The organism is Anoxybacillus amylolyticus (genome assembly GCF_001634285.1).
GTDB lineage: Bacteria > Bacillota > Bacilli > Bacillales > Anoxybacillaceae > Anoxybacteroides > Anoxybacteroides amylolyticum.
In genome coordinates this window covers 227603-250928 of the sequence record NZ_CP015439.1, presented here as the reverse complement: position 1 = coordinate 250928, position 23326 = coordinate 227603, and the positions used below count along the sequence as shown (strand labels likewise).

General features: G+C 43.1%; 21 protein-coding genes. 13 read left to right on the top strand and 8 right to left on the bottom strand.

What is annotated here, in order from left to right; genetic code table 11:
* Positions 1 to 2: 2 nt before the first annotated feature.
* Genes GFC30_RS15785 through GFC30_RS15775 form a run of 3 tightly spaced genes read left to right on the top strand, consistent with a single transcriptional unit; the run spans position 3 to position 4868 of the window.
* Positions 3 to 1031, top strand: a complete 1029-nt coding sequence (locus GFC30_RS15785) for a GlgC family sugar phosphate nucleotidyltransferase (protein ID WP_066327969.1) — start codon at positions 3 to 5, stop codon at positions 1029 to 1031.
* Positions 1028 to 2479 carry a glycogen synthase GlgA gene (glgA, locus tag GFC30_RS15780; RefSeq protein ID WP_066327967.1) on the top strand — a complete coding sequence of 484 codons (1452 nt, stop codon included), beginning with the start codon at positions 1028 to 1030 and terminating at the stop codon, positions 2477 to 2479. The genes GFC30_RS15785 and glgA overlap by 4 nt, the downstream gene beginning before the upstream one ends.
* Positions 2469 to 4868, top strand: coding sequence for a glycogen/starch/alpha-glucan phosphorylase (locus tag GFC30_RS15775; protein WP_066327965.1), 2400 nt, complete (start codon positions 2469 to 2471; stop codon positions 4866 to 4868). The genes glgA and GFC30_RS15775 overlap by 11 nt, the downstream gene beginning before the upstream one ends.
* A 50-nt stretch (positions 4869 to 4918) precedes the next feature.
* On the opposite strand, the gene GFC30_RS15770 is transcribed toward GFC30_RS15775, so the two are convergent.
* The 3 genes from GFC30_RS15770 to GFC30_RS15760 all read right to left on the bottom strand — a co-directional run bounded on the left by GFC30_RS15770 (position 4919) and on the right by GFC30_RS15760 (position 7568).
* Positions 4919 to 5713, bottom strand: coding sequence for a TIGR00266 family protein (locus tag GFC30_RS15770; protein ID WP_066327962.1), 795 nt, complete (start codon positions 5711 to 5713; stop codon positions 4919 to 4921).
* 81 nt (positions 5714 to 5794) lie between these two features.
* Entirely contained in the window at positions 5795 to 6565 is a 771-nt protein-coding gene (locus GFC30_RS15765; protein WP_066327959.1) for a yteA family sporulation protein, read from the bottom strand.
* Between the two features lie 73 nt (positions 6566 to 6638).
* On the bottom strand, positions 6639 to 7568 hold the full coding sequence (locus tag GFC30_RS15760; protein ID WP_066327955.1) for a 1,4-dihydroxy-2-naphthoate polyprenyltransferase: 930 nt from the start codon (positions 7566 to 7568) through the stop codon (positions 6639 to 6641).
* 178 nt (positions 7569 to 7746) lie between these two features.
* Here GFC30_RS15760 and GFC30_RS15755 point away from each other — a divergent pair, with 178 nt between their 5' ends.
* The 5 genes from GFC30_RS15755 to GFC30_RS15735 are packed head-to-tail and all read left to right on the top strand — an operon-like array spanning position 7747 to position 14017.
* Positions 7747 to 9120 (top strand): isochorismate synthase, encoded by a 1374-nt coding sequence (locus tag GFC30_RS15755; protein WP_066327953.1) that lies wholly within the window; start codon positions 7747 to 7749, stop codon positions 9118 to 9120.
* Positions 9117 to 10865, top strand: a complete 1749-nt coding sequence (gene menD / locus GFC30_RS15750) for a 2-succinyl-5-enolpyruvyl-6-hydroxy-3-cyclohexene-1-carboxylic-acid synthase (protein ID WP_066327951.1) — start codon at positions 9117 to 9119, stop codon at positions 10863 to 10865. Before GFC30_RS15755 ends, menD begins: the two co-directional genes overlap by 4 nt.
* Positions 10865 to 11689 (top strand): 2-succinyl-6-hydroxy-2,4-cyclohexadiene-1-carboxylate synthase, encoded by an 825-nt coding sequence (menH, locus tag GFC30_RS15745; RefSeq protein WP_066327950.1) that lies wholly within the window; start codon positions 10865 to 10867, stop codon positions 11687 to 11689. The genes menD and menH overlap by 1 nt, the downstream gene beginning before the upstream one ends.
* A complete protein-coding gene (gene menB / locus GFC30_RS15740) occupies positions 11679 to 12497 on the top strand; it encodes a 1,4-dihydroxy-2-naphthoyl-CoA synthase (RefSeq protein WP_066327949.1) in 819 nt (272 codons plus the stop codon). The genes menH and menB overlap by 11 nt, the downstream gene beginning before the upstream one ends.
* Before the next feature lie 56 nt (positions 12498 to 12553).
* Positions 12554 to 14017, top strand: coding sequence for an o-succinylbenzoate--CoA ligase (locus GFC30_RS15735; RefSeq protein ID WP_148660444.1), 1464 nt, complete (start codon positions 12554 to 12556; stop codon positions 14015 to 14017).
* 70 nt (positions 14018 to 14087) lie between these two features.
* Here GFC30_RS15735 and GFC30_RS15730 read toward each other — a convergent pair whose 3' ends face one another.
* Both GFC30_RS15730 and GFC30_RS16760 read right to left on the bottom strand, forming a co-directional pair.
* Positions 14088 to 14279, bottom strand: coding sequence for a hypothetical protein (locus tag GFC30_RS15730; RefSeq protein WP_066327948.1), 192 nt, complete (start codon positions 14277 to 14279; stop codon positions 14088 to 14090).
* Between the two features lie 269 nt (positions 14280 to 14548).
* A complete protein-coding gene (locus GFC30_RS16760) occupies positions 14549 to 14710 on the bottom strand; it encodes a DUF1540 domain-containing protein (RefSeq protein ID WP_084256501.1) in 162 nt (53 codons plus the stop codon).
* A gap of 175 nt (positions 14711 to 14885) precedes the next feature.
* Here GFC30_RS16760 and GFC30_RS15725 point away from each other — a divergent pair, with 175 nt between their 5' ends.
* From GFC30_RS15725 to GFC30_RS15710, 4 genes are all read left to right on the top strand, one after another.
* The gene (locus tag GFC30_RS15725) at positions 14886 to 15182 is read left to right on the top strand and encodes a DUF2325 domain-containing protein (RefSeq protein WP_066327946.1); all 297 of its coding nucleotides are present in this window, start codon (positions 14886 to 14888) and stop codon (positions 15180 to 15182) included.
* A 20-nt stretch (positions 15183 to 15202) separates the two neighbouring features.
* Positions 15203 to 15715 (top strand): hypothetical protein, encoded by a 513-nt coding sequence (locus GFC30_RS15720; protein ID WP_066327944.1) that lies wholly within the window; start codon positions 15203 to 15205, stop codon positions 15713 to 15715.
* A gap of 44 nt (positions 15716 to 15759) precedes the next feature.
* Positions 15760 to 17820, top strand: coding sequence for a hypothetical protein (locus GFC30_RS15715; protein WP_066327942.1), 2061 nt, complete (start codon positions 15760 to 15762; stop codon positions 17818 to 17820).
* A gap of 82 nt (positions 17821 to 17902) precedes the next feature.
* Complete coding sequence (locus tag GFC30_RS15710; protein ID WP_066327940.1) at positions 17903 to 19858, top strand: beta-propeller fold lactonase family protein; 1956 nt, start codon at positions 17903 to 17905, stop codon at positions 19856 to 19858.
* Between the two features lie 78 nt (positions 19859 to 19936).
* On the opposite strand, the gene GFC30_RS15705 is transcribed toward GFC30_RS15710, so the two are convergent.
* The 3 genes from GFC30_RS15705 to yidD form a co-directional block, all read right to left on the bottom strand.
* A complete protein-coding gene (locus tag GFC30_RS15705) occupies positions 19937 to 20878 on the bottom strand; it encodes a metal ABC transporter solute-binding protein, Zn/Mn family (protein WP_066327938.1) in 942 nt (313 codons plus the stop codon).
* A gap of 91 nt (positions 20879 to 20969) precedes the next feature.
* Positions 20970 to 22154, bottom strand: a complete 1185-nt coding sequence (locus tag GFC30_RS15700) for a GTP-binding protein (protein ID WP_066327935.1) — start codon at positions 22152 to 22154, stop codon at positions 20970 to 20972.
* Between the two features lie 293 nt (positions 22155 to 22447).
* Positions 22448 to 22663, bottom strand: coding sequence for a membrane protein insertion efficiency factor YidD (yidD, locus tag GFC30_RS15695; protein ID WP_409978529.1), 216 nt, complete (start codon positions 22661 to 22663; stop codon positions 22448 to 22450).
* Positions 22664 to 22830: 167 nt separating this feature from the next.
* Between yidD and GFC30_RS15690 the strand changes: the two genes are divergently transcribed.
* Complete coding sequence (locus tag GFC30_RS15690; protein WP_066327929.1) at positions 22831 to 23304, top strand: S-ribosylhomocysteine lyase; 474 nt, start codon at positions 22831 to 22833, stop codon at positions 23302 to 23304.
* The last annotated feature ends 22 nt before the right edge of the window (positions 23305 to 23326 follow it).

Here is a 23326-nt window from a genome sequence, read left to right as displayed (position 1 = left end):
CAATAGTGAAAATGATGTTAGGTGTAATTGATGCTACGACATATATGGAGCCTCTTCGGGAACTTGCTGCTCATCGTTCGGTGGCAGCTGTTCCGTTTGCAGGAAGGTATCGTTTGATTGATTTTGTGTTGTCAAACATGGTTAATTCCGGCATTGAAAGTGTCGCGATTTTCCCAAAATATCAATACCGATCACTGATGGATCATTTAGGTTCAGGTAAAAATTGGGATTTAAATCGAAAGAGAGACGGCCTTTTTTTCTTCCCATCGCCAGATTTGCCGCTTTCATCGTCACAAATTGGAGCGTTTCAGCATTTCGAACAACATATTGATTATTTCTTGCGTAGCAAACAAAAGTATGCGCTTATTTGCAATAGCTATACCGTTTGTAATATCGACTATCGGCTCGTGTTAGAACGTCATATTGCAAATCAATGTGATATTACTGAAGTGCGCCATCATGGTCGTTCGCTCGAAATGTTTATTTTAGAGACGTCATTGTTGCTTGATTTAATTGCTAATCGGGTGCAAACAGGCTATAACAGCATTGGGGATGTTGTTCGTGACCCGTTTCATTCGTTGACTGTTTGTCACTATGAGCACGACGGTTATGTCGCAGTGATTGATTCTGTCGAGAGCTATTTTTTCCATAGTTTGCAGTTGCTTCAACCAGACATATGGAAACAATTATTTATCCCATCGCGTCCGATTTATACAAAAGTGAAAGATGAGCCGCCAACACAATATACGGCAGATGCTGTTGTCAAAAATTCGATGATTGCCAACGGTTGTGTCATTGAAGGGCATGTAGAAAACTGCATCGTATTTCGTGGTGTAAAAATCGGAAAAGGGGCAGTCGTAAAAAATAGTGTTATTATGCAAAAAACACAAATTGGCGAACGATGCGAATTAGAGTATGTCATTATCGATAAAGATGCGAAAGTCGAGAATGATGTAAAAATAGCGGGAACAGAACATCGCCCGTTTATCATTCGAAAAGGTACTGTACAAGGAGCGTTGATGAACCAGTGAAGGTATTGTTTGTTGTATCAGAATGTGTGCCGTTTGTGAAATCAGGAGGGCTAGCAGACGTGGCAGGGGCATTGCCAAAAGAACTAAAACGGCTCGGAACCGATATTCGCGTCATGTTGCCGAAGTATGGCACGATTCCTGAAATGTATCGTGCGAAAATGAAAAAAATAACGCAACTTATTATTCGGGTTGGGTGGAGACGGCAATATTGCGGCATCGAAATGCTCGAACACGAAGGGGTTACGTATTATTTTATCGATAACGAATATTATTTTAAACGCGATAGTTTGTACGGGCATTACGATGATGGGGAGCGGTTTTCGTATTTTTGCCGTGCTGCGTTAGACGCTTTGCCTGCAATTTCGTTCCAACCGGACATTATTCATTGCCACGATTGGCATACAGGGATGATTCCGTTTTTGTTGCGGGAGGAGTATAAAAAAAATTCGTTTTACCAACAGCTTCGTTCAGTGTTTACCATTCATAATCTTCAGTTCCAAGGCATTTTTCCGCGAGAAATTTTAGGAGACTTACTTAATTTAAGCGACCGCTATTTTACGATAGAACATGTGGAGTTTTACGGGAATGTCAGTTTTATGAAAGCAGCGCTTGTTGCGAGCGATAAAATTACCACTGTCAGCCCGACATATAAACAAGAGATTCAGACAGCTTATTACGGGGAGAAGTTAGATGGGCTCTTGCGGGCGCGTCAACACGATTTAGTGGGAATTTTAAATGGGATTGACGATGAAGTGTATAATCCCAAAAAAGACCGGTACATTGCGGTTCCATACGACCAGACGACGATTGCGCGAAAAGAGATCAATAAAAAAGCACTGCGGCAACGATTTGGGTTGCCGAACGAGGAAGACGTCCCGATAATTGCGATGGTCACTCGTTTAACAAAGCAAAAAGGGTTAGAGTTAGTAAAATGTGTCTTTCACGAAATTATTGCCGAAAACGTGCAGTTTGTTGTTTTGGGAACTGGTGACTGGGAGTTCGAACACTTTTTTGGCGAAATGGCGATTACATATCCGGATAAAGTGAAAGCGTATATTGGCTTTCATGAAGAATTGGCACACCAAATTTACGCCGGTGCGGATTTGTTTTTAATGCCATCGCTATTTGAACCGTGCGGGCTTGGACAGCTGATTGCTTTAAGGTATGGTGCGATTCCAATTGTGCGCGAAACGGGGGGGCTTCGTGATACGGTGCAGCCATTTAATGAATTCACTGGAGAAGGAAATGGCTTTAGCTTTCAAAACTTTAATGCGCACGATATGCTTTATACGATTCGCCGTGCCATCGGGTTTTATTATCAAAAAGAGGTGTGGGAGAAGTTAGTGGTAGCAGCGATGAGCCGAGATTATAGTTGGGCACAATCGGCGTTTAAGTACAATTGGCTTTACGACGAATTAATGGCTGGGAGTGGGAGTCGTGTTCTCTAACAAAGAAGAGTTTAAAGCGGTGTTTTTAAAAAAATTAGAGATGATGCATGGGAAGCGATTTGAAGAATCAACCATACGGGATCAATATCAGACGTTAGGGAATATGGTTCGGGAGTATATAAGCAAAAATTGGATTCAAACGAATGAACGAAGCCGAGCGAACAACCATAAAAAAGTGTATTATTTATCAATTGAGTTTTTACTGGGGCGTCTTCTTGGGAGTAATTTGTTAAATCTCGGTATTCGCGAGGTGGTAGAAGAAGGGCTGCACGATTTAGGGATTCATTTGCAGGACATTGAAGAGAGTGAAGCAGACGCAGGATTAGGGAACGGCGGCCTTGGCCGCCTCGCTGCTTGTTTTTTAGATTCGTTAGCGTCGCTTAATTTGCCTGGACATGGGTACGGTATTCGCTATAAACACGGGTTGTTTGATCAAAAAATTGTCGATGGGTTTCAAGTAGAACTCCCAGAGCAATGGTTAAGGCATGGAAATGTATGGGAAGTGCGAAAAGAAGATTTAGCGGTAGAAGTGAATTTTTGGGGAAAAGTTGATGCTTCTTATGATGGGGGACGGCTAACATTTCGCCATGTCGATAGCGAAAAAGTGATGGCCGTTCCATACGATATGCCTGTTATTGGGTATGGAGCGAAAACAGTTAACACGCTTCGGCTTTGGAGCGCAGAGCCAGCAAAAACGTTCCCGACGAATAAAAATGTCATGCAGTATAAGCGAGAAACAGAGGCGATTTCAGAATTTTTATATCCTGACGATACACACGATGAAGGAAAAATATTGCGGCTCAAGCAGCAATATTTTCTTGTGGCGGCTAGCATCGGTAGCATCGTTCGCACTCATCGCCGCCAACATGGGCATTTGTATCAACTACACGAACATGTTGCGATTCATGTCAACGATACGCATCCCGTATTAGCAATTCCAGAACTAATGCGTGTATTATTAGACGAAGAAGGCATGAGCTGGGATGATGCTTGGCACATTACGACGAATACGATTTCGTATACAAACCATACAACATTATCGGAAGCATTGGAAAAATGGCCGATTCACATTTTTCAGCCGCTTTTGCCGCGTATTTACATGATTGTTGAAGAAATCAATGAACGGTTTTGTCGAGAGTTATGGAACCGATACCCTGGGCAATGGAAACGAATCGAAGAGATGGCGATTATTGCGCATGGATTAGTAAAGATGGCGCACTTAGCCATTGTTGGAAGTTATAGTGTTAATGGTGTAGCAAAGCTTCATTCAGAAATTTTAAAATATCGGGAAATGAAGCTATTTTACGAAGTATTTCCTCAAAAGTTTAACAATAAAACAAACGGCATTACCCATCGTCGCTGGCTCTTAAAAGCAAACCAAGAGCTTTCATTGTTAATTACGCAAGCTATTGGTGACCGATGGATTAAAAATCCAGAAACGTTGCTTGATTTAAAGCCGTATGCATTTGATGCATCTTTTCGCCAAGAACTAGGAAACGTCAAACAAAAACGTAAAGTGTTGCTCGCAAAACGGATATATCAACAAACGGGCATCGTTGTTGATGAATCATCTATTTTTGACGTACAAGTAAAACGGCTTCATGCTTATAAGCGTCAGTTGCTCAATGTGTTGCATATTATGTATTTATACAATCGGTTGAAAGAAGACACGAGTTTTTCCATTTATCCACGCACGTTTATTTTTGGGGCAAAAGCTTCCCCAGGGTATTATTACGCCAAACGAATTATTAAGCTCATTAATTCATTAGCAGATAAAATTAATGGAGATCCGCAAACGAACGAACAGCTTAAAGTGATTTTTTTAGAAAACTACCGCGTATCGTTAGCGGAAGAAATTTTTCCAGCGGCGGACGTTAGCGAGCAAATTTCCACTGCTAGCAAAGAAGCGTCAGGGACTGGGAATATGAAATTTATGATGAACGGGGCGATTACGCTCGGTACGTTAGATGGTGCCAATATCGAAATTTTAGAGGCAGTCGGCAAAGAAAATATTTTTATTTTCGGCTTAACGGCACAGGAAGTATTGGACTATTACCAAAATGGCGGGTATCGTGCGCACGAGTACTACCATCACGACCGACGAATTAAGCAAGTAGTTGACCAACTTGTCAACGGCTTTTTCCGTGATGCACACGACCATTTTGAACCCATTTATGATTCATTATTAATGCAAAATGATGAATATTTTGTGTTACGTGACTTTGCGGCTTACGCAGAGGCGCAAGAGCGAGTAGAAGCTGCCTATAGGAATCGTGACCGTTGGCTGCAGATGAGTGCTATTAACATCGCTCATTCTGGTTATTTTTCCAGCGATCGGACGATTCAAGAGTATGCAAGCGATATTTGGAAGATAAAACCGATGCTTTAGCTTTTCTCCATATATAAGAAACGGAGGGTGACAACTACCCTCCGTTTTGATTAATCATCCCCATTTAACAAATCGCCAATCGTTCCTAAGATGCTTCCTTCCCCGACAGAGCGTCCACCAGCACTAGGAGCGGATGCAATAATTCGATCAGCGAGACGGCTGAATGGTAATGACTGTACCCAAACGGTTCCAGGCCCGGTTAAGGTAGCAAAAAACAACCCTTCACCGCCGAAAAAGGCGGTTTTAATTTTCCCGACAAACTCGATATCGTAATTTATCTCTTTTGTCATGGCAACGAGGCATCCAGTGTCAATTCGTAACTTTTCCCCCGGTTGCAGCTGTCGTTTGTAAATCGTTCCTCCTGCGTGTAAAAAGGCAAGACCGTCCCCTTCTAATTTTTCCATAATAAATCCTTCACCACCGAAAAAACCAGTGCCGAGTTTTCGTTGAAAATCAATGCCAACAGATACTCCTTTAGCAGCACAAAGAAATGCATCTTTTTGGCAAATGATTTTCCCACCGAGTTCACTCAAATCAACAGGGATAATTTTTCCTGGATACGGGGCAGCAAACGATACGCGGCGTTTGCTCGTTCCACGATTAGTAAACACGGTCATGAACAAGCTTTCTCCTGTTAATAGCCGTTTTCCAGCACCGACTAATTTGTTGAAAAGACCTTTGCTGGCGCTAGAACCGTCCCCGAAAATCGTTTCCATTTCAATTCCGTCTTCCATCATCATCATGCCGCCTGCCTCGGCGATTACACTTTCGTTTGGGTCTAGTTCAATTTCTACAAACTGCATGTCATCACCGTATAATTGGTAATCAATGTCATGTGCGTTCATCGTGTCACCTCAAAAATGTGTTTTATCATAACTTATTCTCTATTACGATTCGTTCTTCCTTTTGGTTTCAAAAAAAGACCATCATGGATGGTCTTGAGTGCGTGCTTTTGCTTCTGTATACGGTTCTTTTTCGTATGCTGGTAAGTCTCCGATTGTTGACGTAAGTTTCTCGCGATCTAACCGTTCTTCTAGTTGCTCATGCTCGCGTGTTGGATAAAGCGGGAGCGGATGTCCGTATAAGTCAACCGCAGCAAAATTTTCGAACGCCTCGACATATCCAACCGGCTCATCGGCTTCTGCATATGTTTCATTGTAATGATCGACGTGTCTCCATACGTCTGACGGAGTGTCCGATGTTCCGTAACGCGCGACTTCTTGCCATGCGTCTTCCGCATCGTACATGGCCGCATCTCGGTCGTCAAAATCAAATTTTCCAAAAGGAGGAAACAACACCCCTTCTTCGAGTGGTCGCTTTTGGGAAACAGCTTGCTCGCGGCTATGTTCTTTGCAAAACGTAGTCGTCGGCAGCGCTTCGAGTCGTTCGTACGGAATTGGTTCGCCGCATCGTTCGCAGCGCCCGTATGTGCCATTTTTAATGGCCTGAAGCGCTCGATGAATGTTTGCTAGTTCTCGTTCGGCATGGTCATAAAGGGCGATATCTTTTTCCCGCTCATACAGCTCTGTTCCTTCATCCGCTGGATGGTTGTCATAGCTAGCTAATTCTCCAGTAGAATCGTGGGCATGGCTTCGCTCTAACCCGAAATGATTATTATCTTTTAGCCTCTCCTCCAATTTTTCTTTTGCTTGAAGTAACTGCTGTTGGAAAAAAGCTAGTTCATCTTTTGATAACATGAAACGTCCTCCTTTCTCTTTACGATGTAGTATGGACGAAAACATAAAAAAAACACGGTCGATCAAACCGTGTTTACAGCCAATGGCTGATGAAAAGACCGATTGCTAGCAAAAACCCGAACTGTGTATTCGTTTGTGCTGTTGCTTTCATTGCAGGCATCATGTCAAGCGGCTTTGTTTTTCCGATGAATCCTTTCGTTGCGGCGATTGCCTTTGGAACGCTTAAGAAAACAAGCAGCGTCCATGCGGAAACCACATGAAAAGCAACTAATCCAATGATCCATGCAAATGAAAAGATAAGCATGCCTGCTAAGATACGAATGGCATTTGTGCGACCGACTAAAATTGCCATCGTTTTTCTCCCATGTTTCCGGTCGCCGTCAAGGTCGCGAATATTATTCGCTAGCAAAATGGAACCGACTAAAATAGCGATAGGAACCGATACGACAATCGGCACCATTGTTACGCTGCCCGTTTGAATAAAGAAAGAAATTAAAATAATGACAACCCCCATAAAAAAACCAGCAGCGAGTTCACCAAATGGAGTATAGGCAATTGGAAGTGGACCACCGGTATAAAAATAGCCTGCCGCCATGCAAACGACACCGATTGCAGCGAGCCACCAACTGCTATGGATGCAAATATAGATGCCAATGAACATTGCGGCAATAAAGAAAGAGACCGCAAGCCATAGCACTGTTTTCGGAGCAATGCCGTCACGAACGATTGCGCCACCGATGCCGACCGATTCTGCTGAATCAAGCCCTCGCTTATAATCATAATATTCGTTAAACATATTGGTTGCTGCTTGGATAAGCAAAGAAGCGACAAGCATTGCTACAAATAAAGAAAGCCGTATGTTGGTTTCGTGAAAAGCTAATGCAGTGCCAATCGAAACAGGGACGAACGCAGCTGTTAATGTGTGCGGTCGCGTTAGCCGCCACCATACGCGCCAATCCCGCTCCGACTGAAATGATTGTTGTGTCGGTAAAGGCGATTGCATACATCATACCCCTTGTGGATAAAAGAATTGTTCAAAAAACGTTCAAAATAAGTGTAGGTAAACGCAAAGAAGGTGTCAACCCTTTTGGCATAGATAAATTATTTCCTATTATATATAATGGAATAGGCGATTGATTTTTGCTATAAAAAGTTTAGTACGATAAGAAAGCGGGATTACAGTGACGACTTTATTTCAACATAAAACGAAAGAACAATGGGATGCAATCATAAAAACTGCGTGCACATCGTTCGTTAGCTGGAGCGAATCGATTTCATTGGTCGATCCTCTCCAATTTTTCTATCTGGCAGAGCAGAGCGGCTTTAAAACCCGATTTTATTGGTCCGACCGCAACAATGAAACGACATATGTCGGAATTGGCTGCACGTACACAATCGTTGTCAACGGCAATGAAGCACGATTTGCCACCGTTGAAACAGAGTGGAAGCGTTTTATCGAACGAACGACGATTCATTCTAACAAAACAAGTGCCGGTCCCATTCTTTTCGGCGGGTTTTCATTTGATCCGTTGAAACGAAAGAGCGAGCAGTGGCAGCATTTTTCCGATGCAACATTTGTTGTTCCCACTGTATTATTAACGGTAAAAAACGGAGAGGCAACCGTAACGATTACCTTGCCTTCGCAGTCCGAGGAAGGTGAAATAGTGCGTGTTCAACAGCTATTCACCTATTCCGATGACCCTTTTTTCCCTTCTCCTCTCCCGCCGCTCGTTCGTTGTGAAGAACGTGGAAAAGAAGAATGGATAAAAGCGGTCAAACAAGTGATTGAGCGCATTCGGCTAGGGGAATTTGCAAAAGTTGTATTAGCGCGGGAAGAACGGTTTGCGTTTGCCGACAGACTAGATGTTGTAGCATTATTGGAACGGTTGCGCGAGCAGCAGCCAATGAGTTATTTATTTGCCTTTGAGCAAGATGGTCGTTGTTTTATAGGTGCTTCTCCAGAACAGCTTGTCAAAAAAGAGGGGACGGTTTGCTATTCTACGTGTTTGGCTGGATCGATTCGCCGAGGAAAAACGATACAGGAAGACGAGGAACTTGGAAATTGGTTATTGCAAGATGAAAAAAATTTACAAGAACATCAGTTTGTTGTCGAAATGATAAAAGAAGCGATGGCGGAAATGTGCGATACCATCGATATTTCTCCACGTCCGCAGTTATTGAAAATGAGAGATATTCAGCACCTCTATACGCCAGTCATCGGAGAAAGTCGGCGCAACGTTTCGCTCGTTTCACTTGTCGAACGGCTCCACCCGACTCCAGCGTTAGGAGGGACGCCGCGCGAAACGGCACTAGAAACGATTCGCGCGCTAGAGCCGCTTGACCGGGGCTGGTATGCTGCGCCAATAGGATGGATAGATACATTTGGAAATGGGGAGTTTGCTGTTGCGATTCGGTCAGGACTATTGCAAGGAAACGAAGCCATTTTATTTGCCGGCTGCGGCGTAGTTGGAGATTCTGATCCGGCAAGCGAATATGAGGAAACAAAAGTGAAATTAAAACCAATGTTATCCGCCTTAGGAGTGAAAAAAAGATGAACGATGAGTTAACGTTATATGTAGCGGCGTTTGTCGATGAATTGGTGAAAGCAGGAGTTCGGCATACCGTCGTTAGTCCAGGGTCACGTTCGACTCCTCTTGCGATTGGAATGGCAGAACATGCAGAGATGAACATTCATTTGCATATTGATGAACGTTCCGCTGCTTTTTTCGCGCTCGGGATGGCGAAAGCAGAGCGGAAGCCAGTCGCTCTTCTTTGCACGTCAGGAACGGCTGTTGCCAATTATTGGCCTGCAATAGTAGAAGCGTATTATTCGCGCGTTCCGCTCATTGTGTTAACGGCTGACCGTCCGCATGAACTTCGTGACGTTGGGGCGCCGCAGGCAATTGATCAGTTACGTATTTTTGGTAAATATGTAAAATTGTTTGTGGAAATGGCGCTCCCAGAAAGTTCAGACGAAATGCTGCGCTATGCGCGCGTCATGGCTGCTCGCGCCGCAGCAGTAGCGACGATTGCCCCGCAAGGACCTGTTCACTTGAATTTTCCGCTTCGCGAGCCGCTTGTCCCAGTCATTACTGAGCAAACGTGGCAACAAGTCAAAGCGGAAGCTCCTGCCTGTATAGAAGTAACGATTGGGCAAAAGACGTTAACAGACGAGCAGTTTCGGCAACTGTATGAGCAGCTTTCTTGTATCGAAAAAGGTTGGATTGTTTGCGGCGATTTAGACAAGCCCGGATTTGCCGAAGCGGTAACGGAGCTTGCTGAAACGCTCGGCTATCCAATTTTAGCCGACCCACTTTCTCAATTGCGCAGCGGAATACATGCGAAAGATTGGATTATCGAGTGTTATGATGCAATCTTAAAAAATGAAACAATCGCTGAGCACTTATTGCCAGAAGTGGTGATTCGATTTGGGGCGATGCCTGTATCGAAGCCGCTTTCGTTAACGCTCAAGCGCTATCCTTCGATTACGCAAATTGTTGTTGATGGGGGAGACGGATGGCGCGAGCCGACCTATATGGCATCACGAATGGTGTATTGTGAAGAAATTGAGTTTTGCAAACGGCTGGTGCAATACGACGAACGCCGGGGAATGAGCGAGTGGGCAAAGCGATGGCGTGATGTAAACGAACTCGCAAGAAAGGTGCTTCTTCGTGCGAAACAAGAGGTGTCGTTATTTGAAGGAAAAGTATTTATCGAATTAGCAGAGGTATTGCCAGAACAGTCGTTATTATTTGTTGGAAATAGTATGCCAATCCGTGATGCAGATACGTTTTTTATGGTAAACGACAAACAAATTCGTGTCCTAGCGAATCGCGGCGCTAACGGTATTGATGGGGTCGTTTCAAGCGCATTAGGTGCAAGCAGAGTGGCTGAACCGCTCGTGTTAGTAATTGGCGATCTTTCTTTTTACCATGACTTGAACGGCTTACTTGCGGCTAAGCTGCATCAGTTGAATGCGACGATTATTGTGATGAATAATAATGGCGGCGGTATCTTTTCGTTTTTACCGCAGGCAAATTACCAAACTCATTTTGAAACATTGTTCGGGACGCCGACTGATTTGCGGTTTGAACATGTCGTGCGCATGTACGACGGACAATACTACGAAGCAACGACATGGAAGGAGTTTCGCGATTATGTTCAACACTCCGTCCATAGCAAGGGATTACATGTCATCGAATTATGTACATCGAGAGAAGAAAATGTCGCAAAACATCGCTTTTTGTGGAATATTGTTTCCCAGGAAATCGCCAAGTTTCTTGAGAAAAGAGGGAAATGATGAACGTGTTAGTTCGCGGTGTGTCATATTATGTAGAAGTGGTAGGTGAGGGAGAACCGCTTTTACTGTTGCATGGGTTTACTGGAAGTGTCCAAACATGGTATCCGTTTCTTTCAGAATGGAAGGAGCGGAAGTTGGTGATGATAGATATTATTGGTCACGGAAAAACGGACAGCCCAGACGATATCGACCGATATACGATCGAAAGCGTCGCTATCGACCTTTATGAATTACTAAAGCAATTAGGAATAGAAAAAGTGGACGTCCTTGGCTATTCAATGGGCGGGCGGTTGGCGCTAACGTTTGCGATTCGGTATCCACAATGTGTAAGAATGCTTATATTGGAGAGCAGTTCGCCAGGATTAAAAACCGAAGAAGAACGAAACATACGAAGAAAGAGCGATGAAGTATTGGCCATAATGATTGAGCAATATGGTGTTGCTGCTTTTGTAGAAAAATGGGAACAACTTCCCCTTTTTGCGACACAAAAACAACTTCCGTTCGAACAGCAAGAAAACATTCGCCGCGAACGGCTAAGTCACTCGGCCAAAGGGCTAGCAAATAGTTTGCGCGGCATGGGGACAGGAAACCAGCCATCTTGGTGGGAGCACCTAACCAGTCTTTCTATTCCGACGTTGCTTCTTTGCGGAGAATGGGATGAAAAGTTTTGTCAAATTGCATTAGAAATGAAGGAACGGCTGCCGAATGCGAAACTTTTGAAAATTTCTCACGCGGGGCATGCAATTCATGTGGAACAGCCAAAGATTTTTGCTAAAATAGTAAATGAGTTTATTGAAAAAGGAGGAAAAGAGAATGGCGATTGAATGGATTGCCGAGCGTCAGTACGAAGATATTTTGTACGAAACGTATAACGGAATTGCAAAAATTACAATCAACCGTCCGGAAGTACATAATGCGTTTCGTCCAAAAACGGTTCAAGAATTAATCGATGCTTTTTCATATGCGCGTGACGATTCCAACATCGGGGTTATCATTTTAACAGGTGCGGGTGGTAAAGCGTTCTGCTCTGGCGGAGACCAAAAGGTACGGGGACATGGGGGATATGTCGGAGACGATGAAATTCCACGGCTCAACGTATTAGATTTACAGAGGTTAATTCGTGTCATTCCAAAACCGGTCATTGCGATGGTTGCAGGGTATGCGATTGGTGGCGGACACGTTTTGCATGTCGTGTGTGACTTAACAATCGCAGCAGACAATGCTATTTTTGGACAAACCGGTCCAAAAGTCGGCAGCTTTGATGGCGGCTATGGCGCTGGGTATTTAGCACGTATCGTCGGCCATAAAAAAGCGCGGGAAATTTGGTATTTATGCCGCCAATACAATGCGCAAGAAGCGTTAGAAATGGGACTTGTCAACAAAGTCGTTCCATTAGAGCAATTAGAAGAAGAAACGGTCAAATGGGCAGAAGAAATTTTAGAAAAAAGCCCGACGGCGATTCGCTTCTTAAAAGCAGCGTTCAATGCTGACTCGGATGGTCTTGCTGGCATTCAGCAACTTGCAGGTGATGCCACGTTGTTGTTCTACACAACAGAAGAGGCAAAAGAAGGTCGCGATGCATTTAAAGAAAAGCGGAAACCTGACTTCAAACAATTCCCACGTTTTCCGTAAACAAATCGAGCAGCTTGATGATTATCAAGCTGTTTCTTTGTATTGGAGGGATGAGAGTGGATAAAACACCTAATTGGCTCATGCAACGCGCTTTTTTAACGCCATCGCGCATCGCTATTTCCGATGGAAAGGTTCATCAAACGTTCGCAGAACTTCATGAGGCAGTGAGAAAAAAAGCAGAAAAATTGGCCAATCTCGGCGTTCAAAAAGGCGAGATCGTTGCATTGTTGATGCGCAATAGCATCGAGATGGTCGAATGGATTCATGCGCTTCACTATCTTGGTGCGGTCGTGTTGTTGCAAAACGTGCGATTGACTGTCCGTGAATTAGATTGGCAGCTGCAAGATAGTCAAGCGAGATGGTGGATTGTGGATGACGAGTGGGCACAATATGGTGATGCTACTTCTGTTTCGACGGTAACAGCGAGTGAATTAGCAAAATTTCCACAAAAAGAAATATCGCTGCAACAAGAGTATGTACTTGATGATATAGCAACAATTATGTATACATCTGGAACGACGGGGAAGCCGAAAGGAGTATTGCAAACATATGGCAACCATTGGTGGAGCGCAGTCGGATCGGTGTTGAATCTAGGGCTTCGTGAAGACGACTGTTGGTTAGCAGCAGTCCCCTTTTTCCATGTGAGCGGTTTGTCGATTTTAATGCGAAGCGTCATTTATGGAATGAGCGTTTATTTGTTGAACACGTTTAACGCGAAACAAGCAAACGACATCATGATGAGTGGAAATGTAACGATGATGTCCGTTGTTAGTGCGATGCTGCAGCAAATGGTCGATGAGTTAGGCGACCGAGTGTATCCGAGCACGTTTCGCTGCATGTTGCTTGGAGGCGGGCCAGCTCCCAAATCCCTTCTAGAGGCGTGCCGAGCGAAACGTATTCCAGTGTACCAAACGTACGGAATGACCGAAACGGCTTCGCAAATTGTGACGTTGGCGCCCGAATATAGTTTATCGAAGCTTGGATCAGCTGGGAAACCGTTGTTTCCTGCGCAGCTTCGGATTGAAATTGAGGGAAGAGAGGCACGTGCGTATGAAGCGGGGGAAATTGTTGTCAAAGGCCCGAATGTCACGAAAGGGTATTTGCACCGAGCAGAAGCAACAAAACAAGCCATTCGTGACGGTTGGTTGTATACAGGTGACATTGGTTATGTAGACGACGAGGGATTTTTGTATGTGCTAGACCGCCGCTCTGATTTAATTATTTCTGGAGGGGAAAATGTTTATCCTGCGGAAATTGAGGCAGTGCTTCTGGCCCATGAAGCAGTGGAAGAGGCAGGAGTGACAGGCATAGAAGATAGCCGTTGGGGACAAGTGCCGTGTGCGTTTGTCAAAATAAAAGAAGGGAGTCATGTGACAGAAGAGCAGTTGCTTGCCTTTTGCAAACAACAGCTTGCTAACTATAAGCTGCCGAAGCGAATTTATATCGTCGATCAACTCCCGCGAACCGCTTCGCAAAAATTAGTACGCCGTGAACTCCTTCGGCTTTTGCCAAAAACATAGGGGTGTCTAAGTCGATGATCGACGGACACCCTTTTTCATCGGTCAATGATAACCATTTACTTTCCTTTTTCTATTCCATTAATTCTAGCTCTAATGCTCGATTCGCAATAAGGTGTTCAATTTCTTTTGGCAGCCCGTCAAGCGTTCCAAATTCGTATTGCCATAAATTAGTGAAAGAATCGACATACATGGGAAACGTTTGCTGATTGGCTCGTTTTACTTCTTGTTGGAAGGAACGAATTAAACTTTCTTTTTTATTCATCGGAGCGCCCCTCTTTTCGTGGATGATGTAACTAGAAAGATGTCCAAAAAGGACATCTTTTCAAAAGATAGGAAAGTATAAAATTTTGCAATTGGGCAGAGAGCTGTCTAGCTCTAAGTACCATCGGTGTGATGCGCTTCGCCTCTTCTTTCGGCGGCATAGTAATTGGCTTGACTGAGCTTACCCACGCAGAACCAAGCCATACTTGGTTTGAGCTCTCCTCGGTGGGGCTTGTGCGCTCTTCGCCGATAAGCGGGCGCTTTGCGCCATTACATTTGATGGTTTGGGGTAAACGTTTTACAGTCGGTTTCTGATGCGCTTGAAGCCATCGTGCCAGCGTTGCTGACGACATAAATTGCTTCTGCGCTGCAGCGGTTGCCGCTTGACCAATAACTACAGTTTTTTACTTCACAAAGCACGTCTTTAGCCATGTAGTTTCCCTCCATTTTCGTAAAAATAACTACACAGCTAGTTTGTTCATTGTGAAAAAAGTTATAACGGAAAAAAGCAGAAATTTAGATGAGAAGATGTATCATCAAATATTGACGAAGATAATCATTCTCAATTAGAATAGAAATAAAGATAAACTTAATGGAGGGAAGCGACATGTCATCGTTATTAGTCGTAGGTGCGGACCATTTAGGAAATATTACTGATAAGTTGGTGAATTCTGGGTTTAAGGAAATTATTCATCTTGACGGGCGAAAAGTGAATATGGTGAAGCGCGGCATCCCAGAACATATCGACCTCGTACTCGTCATGACTGATTATGTAAATCATAATTTAGCGAAAGTGATTAAGCAAAAAGCGAAAAGCCAGGAAAAGCCGATTTACTTTGTGAAGCGCTCATGGAGCTCCATTCATCCTGTGTTACAAAAAATAGGAAAAAAACAAGCAAACTAACCGATGGAGGGATACATATAATGAGTGCCATCAGCTTGTCTATGGATCAAAACTGGAAGCAAGCAGTCGAAGGGGTAGTAAAGCAAATTATTTTCCATTACTATCAAGCCTCTCCTTCTTTACGGTCTGCTTCGTTTATTTTGCGGTTAATTAATCGATATTGGAAAACACTCGATCAACATTTGTTTGATTCTCCGGTACATTATTATACAGTGTTAGTAAAAACGACCGACCATCTCCTTCATTTTTTACAGCCGACCGTAGATTGTTTTTTGCTGTTTGAACGGGTAGAGTACGGAGCAAAGCGGATGAAAAAAAGTATAGAAATTGATATGGCGTATAACGACAAAGGAAAAGGCGTGGTTTGCAAGTTTTTCTTGGAAACAGACGAAACATTTTGTTCCCGTTATTTTTCTTGTGTCGTTGCCGCTTGCCGTGATTTAGGAATTGTTCTAAGCAAAGTGGAATTTTATTCCCTGCTTACTGGGGAACGGAAAGTTTTCTATGTAGACTTTTCGCATCATTTCTATTAAAATTAATGATAATGAAAATCGTTGCTGATTCGGAGGACTGTTGCATGAAGAAAAATGGATCAAAAGGCGTAGCAGCAGCGCTTGCTTCTTCGCTTCTGCTTGCTTCCGCCTGTACGCCAATGCAAGAAACGAATGAGAAAAAGGAAATGGAAAAAGAAATTGCCGTGCCGGTGACTGATTATACGTTTGATACAGCCGGCAATATGTTTGCTTATTCCGAATTTGAGCTGTCAGGAGAGCCATTAGCCGAAGGGCTTGGGCTTAATTTGGACGTATTAGATGCGCGAAAAATAAATAAACCGACGAAGTTTGATTACACAGCTGGCATTGAGTCCTATGAGTATTCAGAAGAAGCAATGTATGAAGTGACGGAAAAATCGGGGTTAGGTTTGCATTTAATTCATGGTCCTGTGGCGGCACAATGGGCGGAAAAAGAAAAGAAGGCAACAGATGAGGCATTAGCCGATCGTTTTTATGCGCTTGCGGATAGTGTCGGGTACCCACATGAAGAAATTTTCCGCAACATGTTTCCGACGTTGATTGAATATGCTGGCGGAGATCCGCACTATGCACAAAAGGTCGATACGAGCGTATATGTGGAAAATAAAGACAAAACATATGTCCCAGTATATCAAGTCGATTTTCAGTCGCTGCGCTGGGATCGTGATAGTATGCAAAAATTGCTGACACCGTCTGCGTATGGAGCTGTCTTTTTAAAACAAGCCCTCTGGGCCGGTGATTTTTTAGGCGGTTTCCATACGGTAGATAAAGATGAAGAGTTGGAGGCAAAAACGTCACACGATGACCAAGATAAAAACATTGCGCTCGGTGTCAGTTCAGCAGATGGGATGCAAGGCATGATTTTAACAGAAGAAATATGGAATAAATTGAACTTTGTGCGCGATTATTTGTTTTATGATGCAAAACGGCAGGCATTAGCAAAAGGAGTAGGAAGTAAGTATGATCCAAATAAAGGGCTTGTATATTTGCCGCATGCCATTGAAGTAGTTGAAGATGGAAGTAAGCTGGCGCCAAAGGCGAAGCAGTTAATAGTGAAAGATGCAAGAAGTGTATTGCAAGATCAATGGCTAATGCTTTGGCCAGCAGCTGAGTTTTACGGAATGACCGACCAACGTGTAGACAATCCAAATCAAAACCGAGCGTTCTTAGCGGTGTTTGACGGCGAGCCATTCCCGAGTGCCCCGAAAGAAAACATAGATGCGGATCCGTCAAATGATGTCATTGCGAACGATCCATATTCCGTCAACCGAGACGTCCTGCTTCAAGTGTTTAAAAACATCGATGCCATGCATTTTAATCGAAAAGTAGGGGCTTTTGTTGAGCAATATGATAATGGGCAAGGGAAACGTGTCGATACGTTCCAAGCAGGATATACGATGGAAGCACTCCGCATTTTTGAACGGGCGATTGACGGCCTTCCTGTTGGCTATGCAAGCGGGGAAAAAGCAAAAGGGCTCGGCACTCCAGAAGGAAAACGGGCATTAGAACTTTTGACGGCACAAGCGGACTTTATCCTTACGAAACTGATGAGGAAAGACAGACTTGTTGCCAACGGGTTTATCATTGGGGAAGGACCGGAACAATCAGAGCCAACATTACTTGCCCAGCTTGGAGCGATTCGCGGATTGACTGCAGCGTTTTTAGCGACAAAAGAAGAAAAATATCGCGAAGCGGCTCGCCATATTTATGAAGCGATGGATAAGCATTTTTGGGATCGCACGTTACGCGTGTATAAAACAGGGAAAAATGAGAGGAAGTATACACCGTTTGTCGCAGGTGCATTGTCCGGTGTGTTCCGCGTAGCGCTAAATAACTTAAATAACACTGATTCTGATCAGCCAGTAAAAGCGTTAGAGAGAGAAACGATTATTTCTCGTTATGTAGACTTTTATGATCGTATTATTGATGGGCCGAGCGTCAATGAAGGGATGCAAGCGAGTGAATTTTGGGATACAGGGGATGTATATATGGAAGGCAATGATTCCGGCAATACCGATGGGGACCATGTCCCACAAATTCAAGCGGGACACGGCAAGTACGGAATTGCACCTGTTTTGTTATCAGTAGAAGTGAAGAAAAAGTAAGCGGCATCCATTGAGGAGTGCCGTATTTTTTTGTAAAATGAAAATGGTTTTCATTTTCTTTAATAAAAACGGGGGAATACGGATGAGAAAGTGGATTGGCTTATTTTTGTTGTTTGTGCTCATCGGGTGCCAAGCGAATCCGGTGTTTGAAACCGAAACGCGAATCGTTCGGAAGGATGCTGTCCATAGCGACAATATTGCTATCAATCGAAAAGGGGATACGCTATATACAGCAAACATCGATGTAAATACTGTCACCATCATCGATGCGAAAACGAGAAAGAAAAAAGGAGAGATTCCTGTCGGAAAAGAGCCGCGGCAGTTAACGTTAAGCCCAGATGAGCAGTTTTTGTACGTGTCGTGTATGCACGATGACCGCGTGGATATTATTTCTTTAAAAGCGAAAAAAGTAGTCGATCATATAAAAACAGGCATTGAACCGTTTGGTTTAGTCACAAGTCAGGACGGAAAAACGCTATATGTAGCGAATTACCGTTCTAGTACGGTATCGGTCGTTGACTTAGAGAGCAGAAAGGTGAGAAAAGAAATACGTGTAGGCGATCGACCGCGTACGGTTGCCATTACGGCAGATGGGAAAAAATTGTATGTCCCACATTATTTAGACGCCAAAATTAGTGTCATTGACACAGGAAAAAATCGTGTTATCAAAGAGATTGCCCTTGCACCGTCTCCTGATCAAGCCGATCGGAAAAAAAGCCAAGGCGTTCCGAATACGCTCGAGCAGTTTGTCATTGCACCAGATGGAAAAAAAGCGTATATTCCACATTTGTTGACGAACATTGATACTCCCATTCAGTTTGAAGAAACAGTGTTTCCAGCTATTTCGGTCATTGATTTAGAAAAAGATGAGGAACTGCTTGGGGAGCGGAAAGAACTGTTTGCAGCGATTAATGTGAAAGATGTGAAAAACGAAACGATCATTGTGTCGAATCCATATGATGTTACGTTTCAGCCGGATGGAAGCAAAATGTATGCTGTGATGTCTGGAAGTGAAGATTTAGTTGTGTTCGATTTAGCGCGTGGTGGCAATGCAACACAAATTTTGCGGCGCATCGAAGGGAATAATCCACGTGGGGTTGTTATTTCACCGGACGGAAAAATGTTGTTCGTTCACAATGCGATGAGCCATGATTTAGCTGTGATTAAAACGGGGGGAAAAAGTCCATATACAAAAGCTAAGGCAGCAAAAGGAACGATTCGGCTCATTGCGAACGATTCATTATCTCCGCTTGTTCGGGAGGGGAAAACGATTTTTTACAGTGCCAACAGCGATGAGTTTGCAACAGCAATTACAGGGAACAATTGGATGAGTTGCGCTTCTTGCCATAGCGATGGGGAGATCAACGGATTAACATTGCTTACCCCAAAAGGACCGCGCAACGTTCCAAGCAATGTACTGACGACGAAAACAGGCTTGTTTATGTGGGACGGTTCACGTGACGAGTTTAGCGACTATATTCATACGGTGCAAAATGAAATGGGCGGCATGACAACTATTGATCCAAGCAAACCGCTGCCAAAAGACGTCGAGCATATGTATGATGCGTTATTTGCGTATTTAGATGCGCCCGATTCTTTCCCAGTTCCGAAAAGTCCGTATCGAAATAAAGATGGTAGTTTAACAACAAAAGCGGAAGAAGGGGAAGCGCTGTTTAACGGAAAAGGCAATTGCTTGAGTTGTCATGGCGGCCAATATTTTACTGACAGTGCGAAAGCGGTAGATGGGCGAGGAAAATTGACGACCACCAATACAGCGTATTTGCATGACGTCGGGACGAATAATCCAAAAGATCGGGCATCAAACGGAGATGCACGAGCACATTTTATGAATCCGCGCACACCGAAGCAGTGGGATACTCCTACGTTGCGAGGGGTATGGTCGACTGCGCCTTACTTACATGACGGAAGTGCAAAAACGATTGAGGAAGCGATTGAAAGCCATAAAACAAAAGAAATTCCAACACTTACGCAAGGAGAAATTGCCGCGATTGCCGAATATGTTCGGTCGTTAGAATAAAAGAGGGTGTCCCAAAAGTGATGGGACACTCCTTTTTATGACCATTGTATCTTCCTTGAAGAAAGGAAATCTCTTTTTTTATTGCAATGCTTTTTTTAGTACCGTTATATTTTCTTTCATAATAGAAAAATAGTCTTTCTTTTTTTGGATATCGTCTTCTGTCAGAGTTTCTAGGTTATGGAGACGAAGTGGCTCGGCTCCGATTTCGTTTTTTACAATATCTGCCACTTTCGGTGTAACGTTTTGTTCGAAGATGACATAGCGAATATGATGCTTTTTGGCAGTATCGATGATTTGTGCTAATTCTTTTTGTGACGGTTCGTTGCTTGGCGAAAGGCCGGCGATGCTTATTTCATGGATGCCGTATCGTTTTTCCCAGTAACCATAAGCAGCGTGTGAAACGAGAATTTCTTTTTTCGGTGCAGTGTTTACGACGGCTTGAAACTGTTGATCGAGCTGTTGTAGCTGCTGCTTTAAGGAAGCGAAGTTTTTTTCAAACGTGTCTTTCGCTTCTGGTTTCAGTTCAATGAGTGCATTTTTAATGTTTTCTGCGATTTGAATAGAAAGAATCGGATCGAGCCAGACGTGTGGGTCTTTGTCCCCATGGTCGTGATGTTCCTCACTAGTTTCGTGTTCGCTAGTTGAGTCTAATAACGGAATGCCTTTTGTTCCTTCGATAAACGTTACATGCTCGTTTTGTAGCGTTTGCATCGTTTTATTTATAAATTCTTCCATACCTGCACCAACATAAATAAACGCATCAGCATCTGCTAGTTTTTTCATTGTTTGGGTGGTCGGTTCGAACGTATGTGCTTCTACCCCAGGAGGATAAATGCTCTCTGCTTTAACATAGCTCCCGCCAATTTTTTCGGCAAAGTCTTTTAATGGGTAAATAGTTGTATAAACAGTTAACACGTCGTTTGCTTTTTTTGTCTGCCCGTCATTTTTATTAGCGTTGCAACCGTATAAAAAAGCAGAAACTACAAGTAAAAGAGATAAAACCAATGATTTTGCTTTCATCGTAAGCTCCTTCCTCTATCATGTGTTTGACAGGAAAAATCCTTTGTTATTATATCGTAACAATTACGATTTGAGAACTAGAATATAGCTGTTAATGAGAAAAAGAAAATTCAGGAATAGGATCGACGAATGTTTTCCAATCTTTTTGCATCTCTTCGTCGGTCAACAAACATTTGTCTAAAGAAGCTTCTATTTCTTCTTGATTAATGTCAATACCAATAAAGACGAGTTCTGTCAAGCGATCTCCATACGTTTCATCCCACTTATCCAACAAATCAGGGGTTTCGCTAAGAATTTTTTCACGTTCCGTCTCTGAATAAACCGCGATCCACTCGCCAGCCCCTTGAATCATAATCGAAGATCCTGCTTGTGATAAAAGACAGCACATGTCATTTCTTGATGCAAGCCAGAAAAATCCTTTTGCACGAACAATTTCAATTGGCCAATTTTCGAGCCAATTCATGAAACGCTCTGGGTGAAACGGGAGTCTTCTGCGATAAACAAATGAAGAAATTCCGTATTCTTCTGTTTCTGGTGTATGCTCCTCATTCAATTCTTTTATCCATCCGGCGGATTGGCTTGCTTTTTCAAAGTCAAATAAATACGTATTTAAAATTTCGTCCAATGGCACTTGGCCGAATGTCGTTTGGATAATTTTTGCTTCCGGATTTAATTTTTTCAATACCCCTTCAAGTTTTTTGGCTTCTTCGGAACTAATGAGATCAACTTTATTTAATAAAATTACATTAGAAAATTCGATTTGTTCAATTAGCAAATCTGCTACTTCACGTATATCTGTTTCGTTAACAGCTTGTTTGCGGTCAAGCAAGCTTTCCCCTGATGCGAAATCATTCCAAAAGCGATGTGCGTCGACAACTGTAACCATCGTATCTAAGCGACATTTTTTTGTTAGGTCAATCCCTAGCTCTTCGTCAATGTACGTAAATGTTTGTGCAACCGGAATTGGCTCGCTAATCCCCGAAGATTCGATGACAATGTAGTCAATCCCACCGACATCTACCAATCGTTCAACTTCTTTCATTAAATCTTCGCGTAACGTGCAACAAATACATCCATTCTGAATTTGAACAAGTTTTTCCTCGGTACGTGAAAAACCGCCTTGTCTAACAAGTTCGGCGTCGATATTTACTTCGCTCATATCGTTAACAATGACAGCAATTTTCTTTCCTTCGCGGTTGTGCAAGATGTGATTTAAAAGCGTTGTTTTCCCCGAACCTAGGTATCCACTTAATACAGTTACAGGAATTTTATGCATAGAACGTAACCTCCTTTTTTTATTAAATCGTAATTATTACGATTTAACAAAGATAATCTTACAAAAAAAATCGAAAAGGTGCAACTTATATAAATACACTTTGAAATTTTAACCGTTTTATTTTCAGCGTATATACGTGCGAAACGTAGTGAGAAAGAAGGGGGCTTAAAAGTATCTGTGTTCCCTTTCTTATCTGTATGGAATGTTTTTGTTAAACAATTTGTACCTTGTTTAGGAAAGACGATCTTCTATACAGCTTCTCGATAGTCAAAGAAATACAGTTACGTCAACGTTTATCGCTGGTTTTCTTGTTTTTCTGGAACAGGATCAAAGCCCCCAGGATGAAATGGATGACATTTGACTACCCGTTTTATTGTCAGCCATCCACCTTTTATCGCACCGAAGCGGCGAATTGCTTCTAGACCGTAGTGGGAACATGTTGGGTAAAAACGACATGTCGGCGGTTTTAGTGGAGAAATGACAAGTTGGTAAAACCGAATGATCGCCATTAATAGTTGTTTCACATATATCACCTCTATCGAGTGAAAGATACTAACTATACTGTACCATAAGGCGAACAAGTTCTCACATGTGTTGCCTTATGTCAACAAAACAGATGAAAAAAATCGGATAAATGTGTATGATAGGTAATGAAAAAACAAATAGGGGTGATACGATGCCTTCAGTAGAAAGTTTTGAACTCGATCATTGCGCCGTAAAAGCGCCATATGTGAGACATTGTGGCGTGCATCAAGTCGGTAGTGATGGCGTGGTGAATAAATTCGATATTCGTTTTTGTCAACCGAACAAAGAGGCGATGGAGCCAGCGGCGATTCATACGCTAGAACATTTATTGGCGTTTACTATCCGTAAACATGCAGAGAAATATGTTCATTTTGATATTATTGATATTTCGCCTATGGGGTGCCAAACAGGGTATTATTTAGTCGTGAGCGGCTCACCAACGGTTGAAGAAATTATTGATTTGTTGGAAGAAACAATGAAAGATGCATTACATGCGACCGAAATTCCAGCGGCGACTGAGCAGCAATGTGGGCAGGCGAAATTGCATGATTTAGAAGGAGCCAAAAAGCTCATGCGTTTCTGGCTCAAACAAGACAAAGAAGAACTAAAAAAGGTGTTTGGGTAAAAAGAGTAGGGCGACTGTATTG

Coding starts and splice junctions, on each gene's coding strand:
- GFC30_RS15720 (WP_066327944.1), top strand. CDS start 15,203: ATGAGTGCCATCAGCTTGTCTATGGATCAAAACTGGAAGCAAGCAGTC.
- GFC30_RS15715 (WP_066327942.1), top strand. CDS start 15,760: ATGAAGAAAAATGGATCAAAAGGCGTAGCAGCAGCGCTTGCTTCTTCG.
- GFC30_RS15710 (WP_066327940.1), top strand. CDS start 17,903: ATGAGAAAGTGGATTGGCTTATTTTTGTTGTTTGTGCTCATCGGGTGC.
- GFC30_RS16760 (WP_084256501.1), bottom strand. CDS start 14,710: ATGGCTAAAGACGTGCTTTGTGAAGTAAAAAACTGTAGTTATTGGTCA.
- GFC30_RS15730 (WP_066327948.1), bottom strand. CDS start 14,279: ATGAATAAAAAAGAAAGTTTAATTCGTTCCTTCCAACAAGAAGTAAAA.
- GFC30_RS15765 (WP_066327959.1), bottom strand. CDS start 6,565: ATGTTATCAAAAGATGAACTAGCTTTTTTCCAACAGCAGTTACTTCAA.
- GFC30_RS15760 (WP_066327955.1), bottom strand. CDS start 7,568: ATGCAATCGCCTTTACCGACACAACAATCATTTCAGTCGGAGCGGGAT.
- GFC30_RS15770 (WP_066327962.1), bottom strand. CDS start 5,713: ATGAACGCACATGACATTGATTACCAATTATACGGTGATGACATGCAG.
- yidD (WP_409978529.1), bottom strand. CDS start 22,663: ATGGCGATCATTCGGTTTTACCAACTTGTCATTTCTCCACTAAAACCG.
- GFC30_RS15725 (WP_066327946.1), top strand. CDS start 14,886: ATGTCATCGTTATTAGTCGTAGGTGCGGACCATTTAGGAAATATTACT.
- GFC30_RS15705 (WP_066327938.1), bottom strand. CDS start 20,878: ATGAAAGCAAAATCATTGGTTTTATCTCTTTTACTTGTAGTTTCTGCT.
- menH (WP_066327950.1), top strand. CDS start 10,865: ATGAACGTGTTAGTTCGCGGTGTGTCATATTATGTAGAAGTGGTAGGT.
- GFC30_RS15690 (WP_066327929.1), top strand. CDS start 22,831: ATGCCTTCAGTAGAAAGTTTTGAACTCGATCATTGCGCCGTAAAAGCG.
- menD (WP_066327951.1), top strand. CDS start 9,117: ATGAACGATGAGTTAACGTTATATGTAGCGGCGTTTGTCGATGAATTG.
- menB (WP_066327949.1), top strand. CDS start 11,679: ATGGCGATTGAATGGATTGCCGAGCGTCAGTACGAAGATATTTTGTAC.
- GFC30_RS15700 (WP_066327935.1), bottom strand. CDS start 22,154: ATGCATAAAATTCCTGTAACTGTATTAAGTGGATACCTAGGTTCGGGG.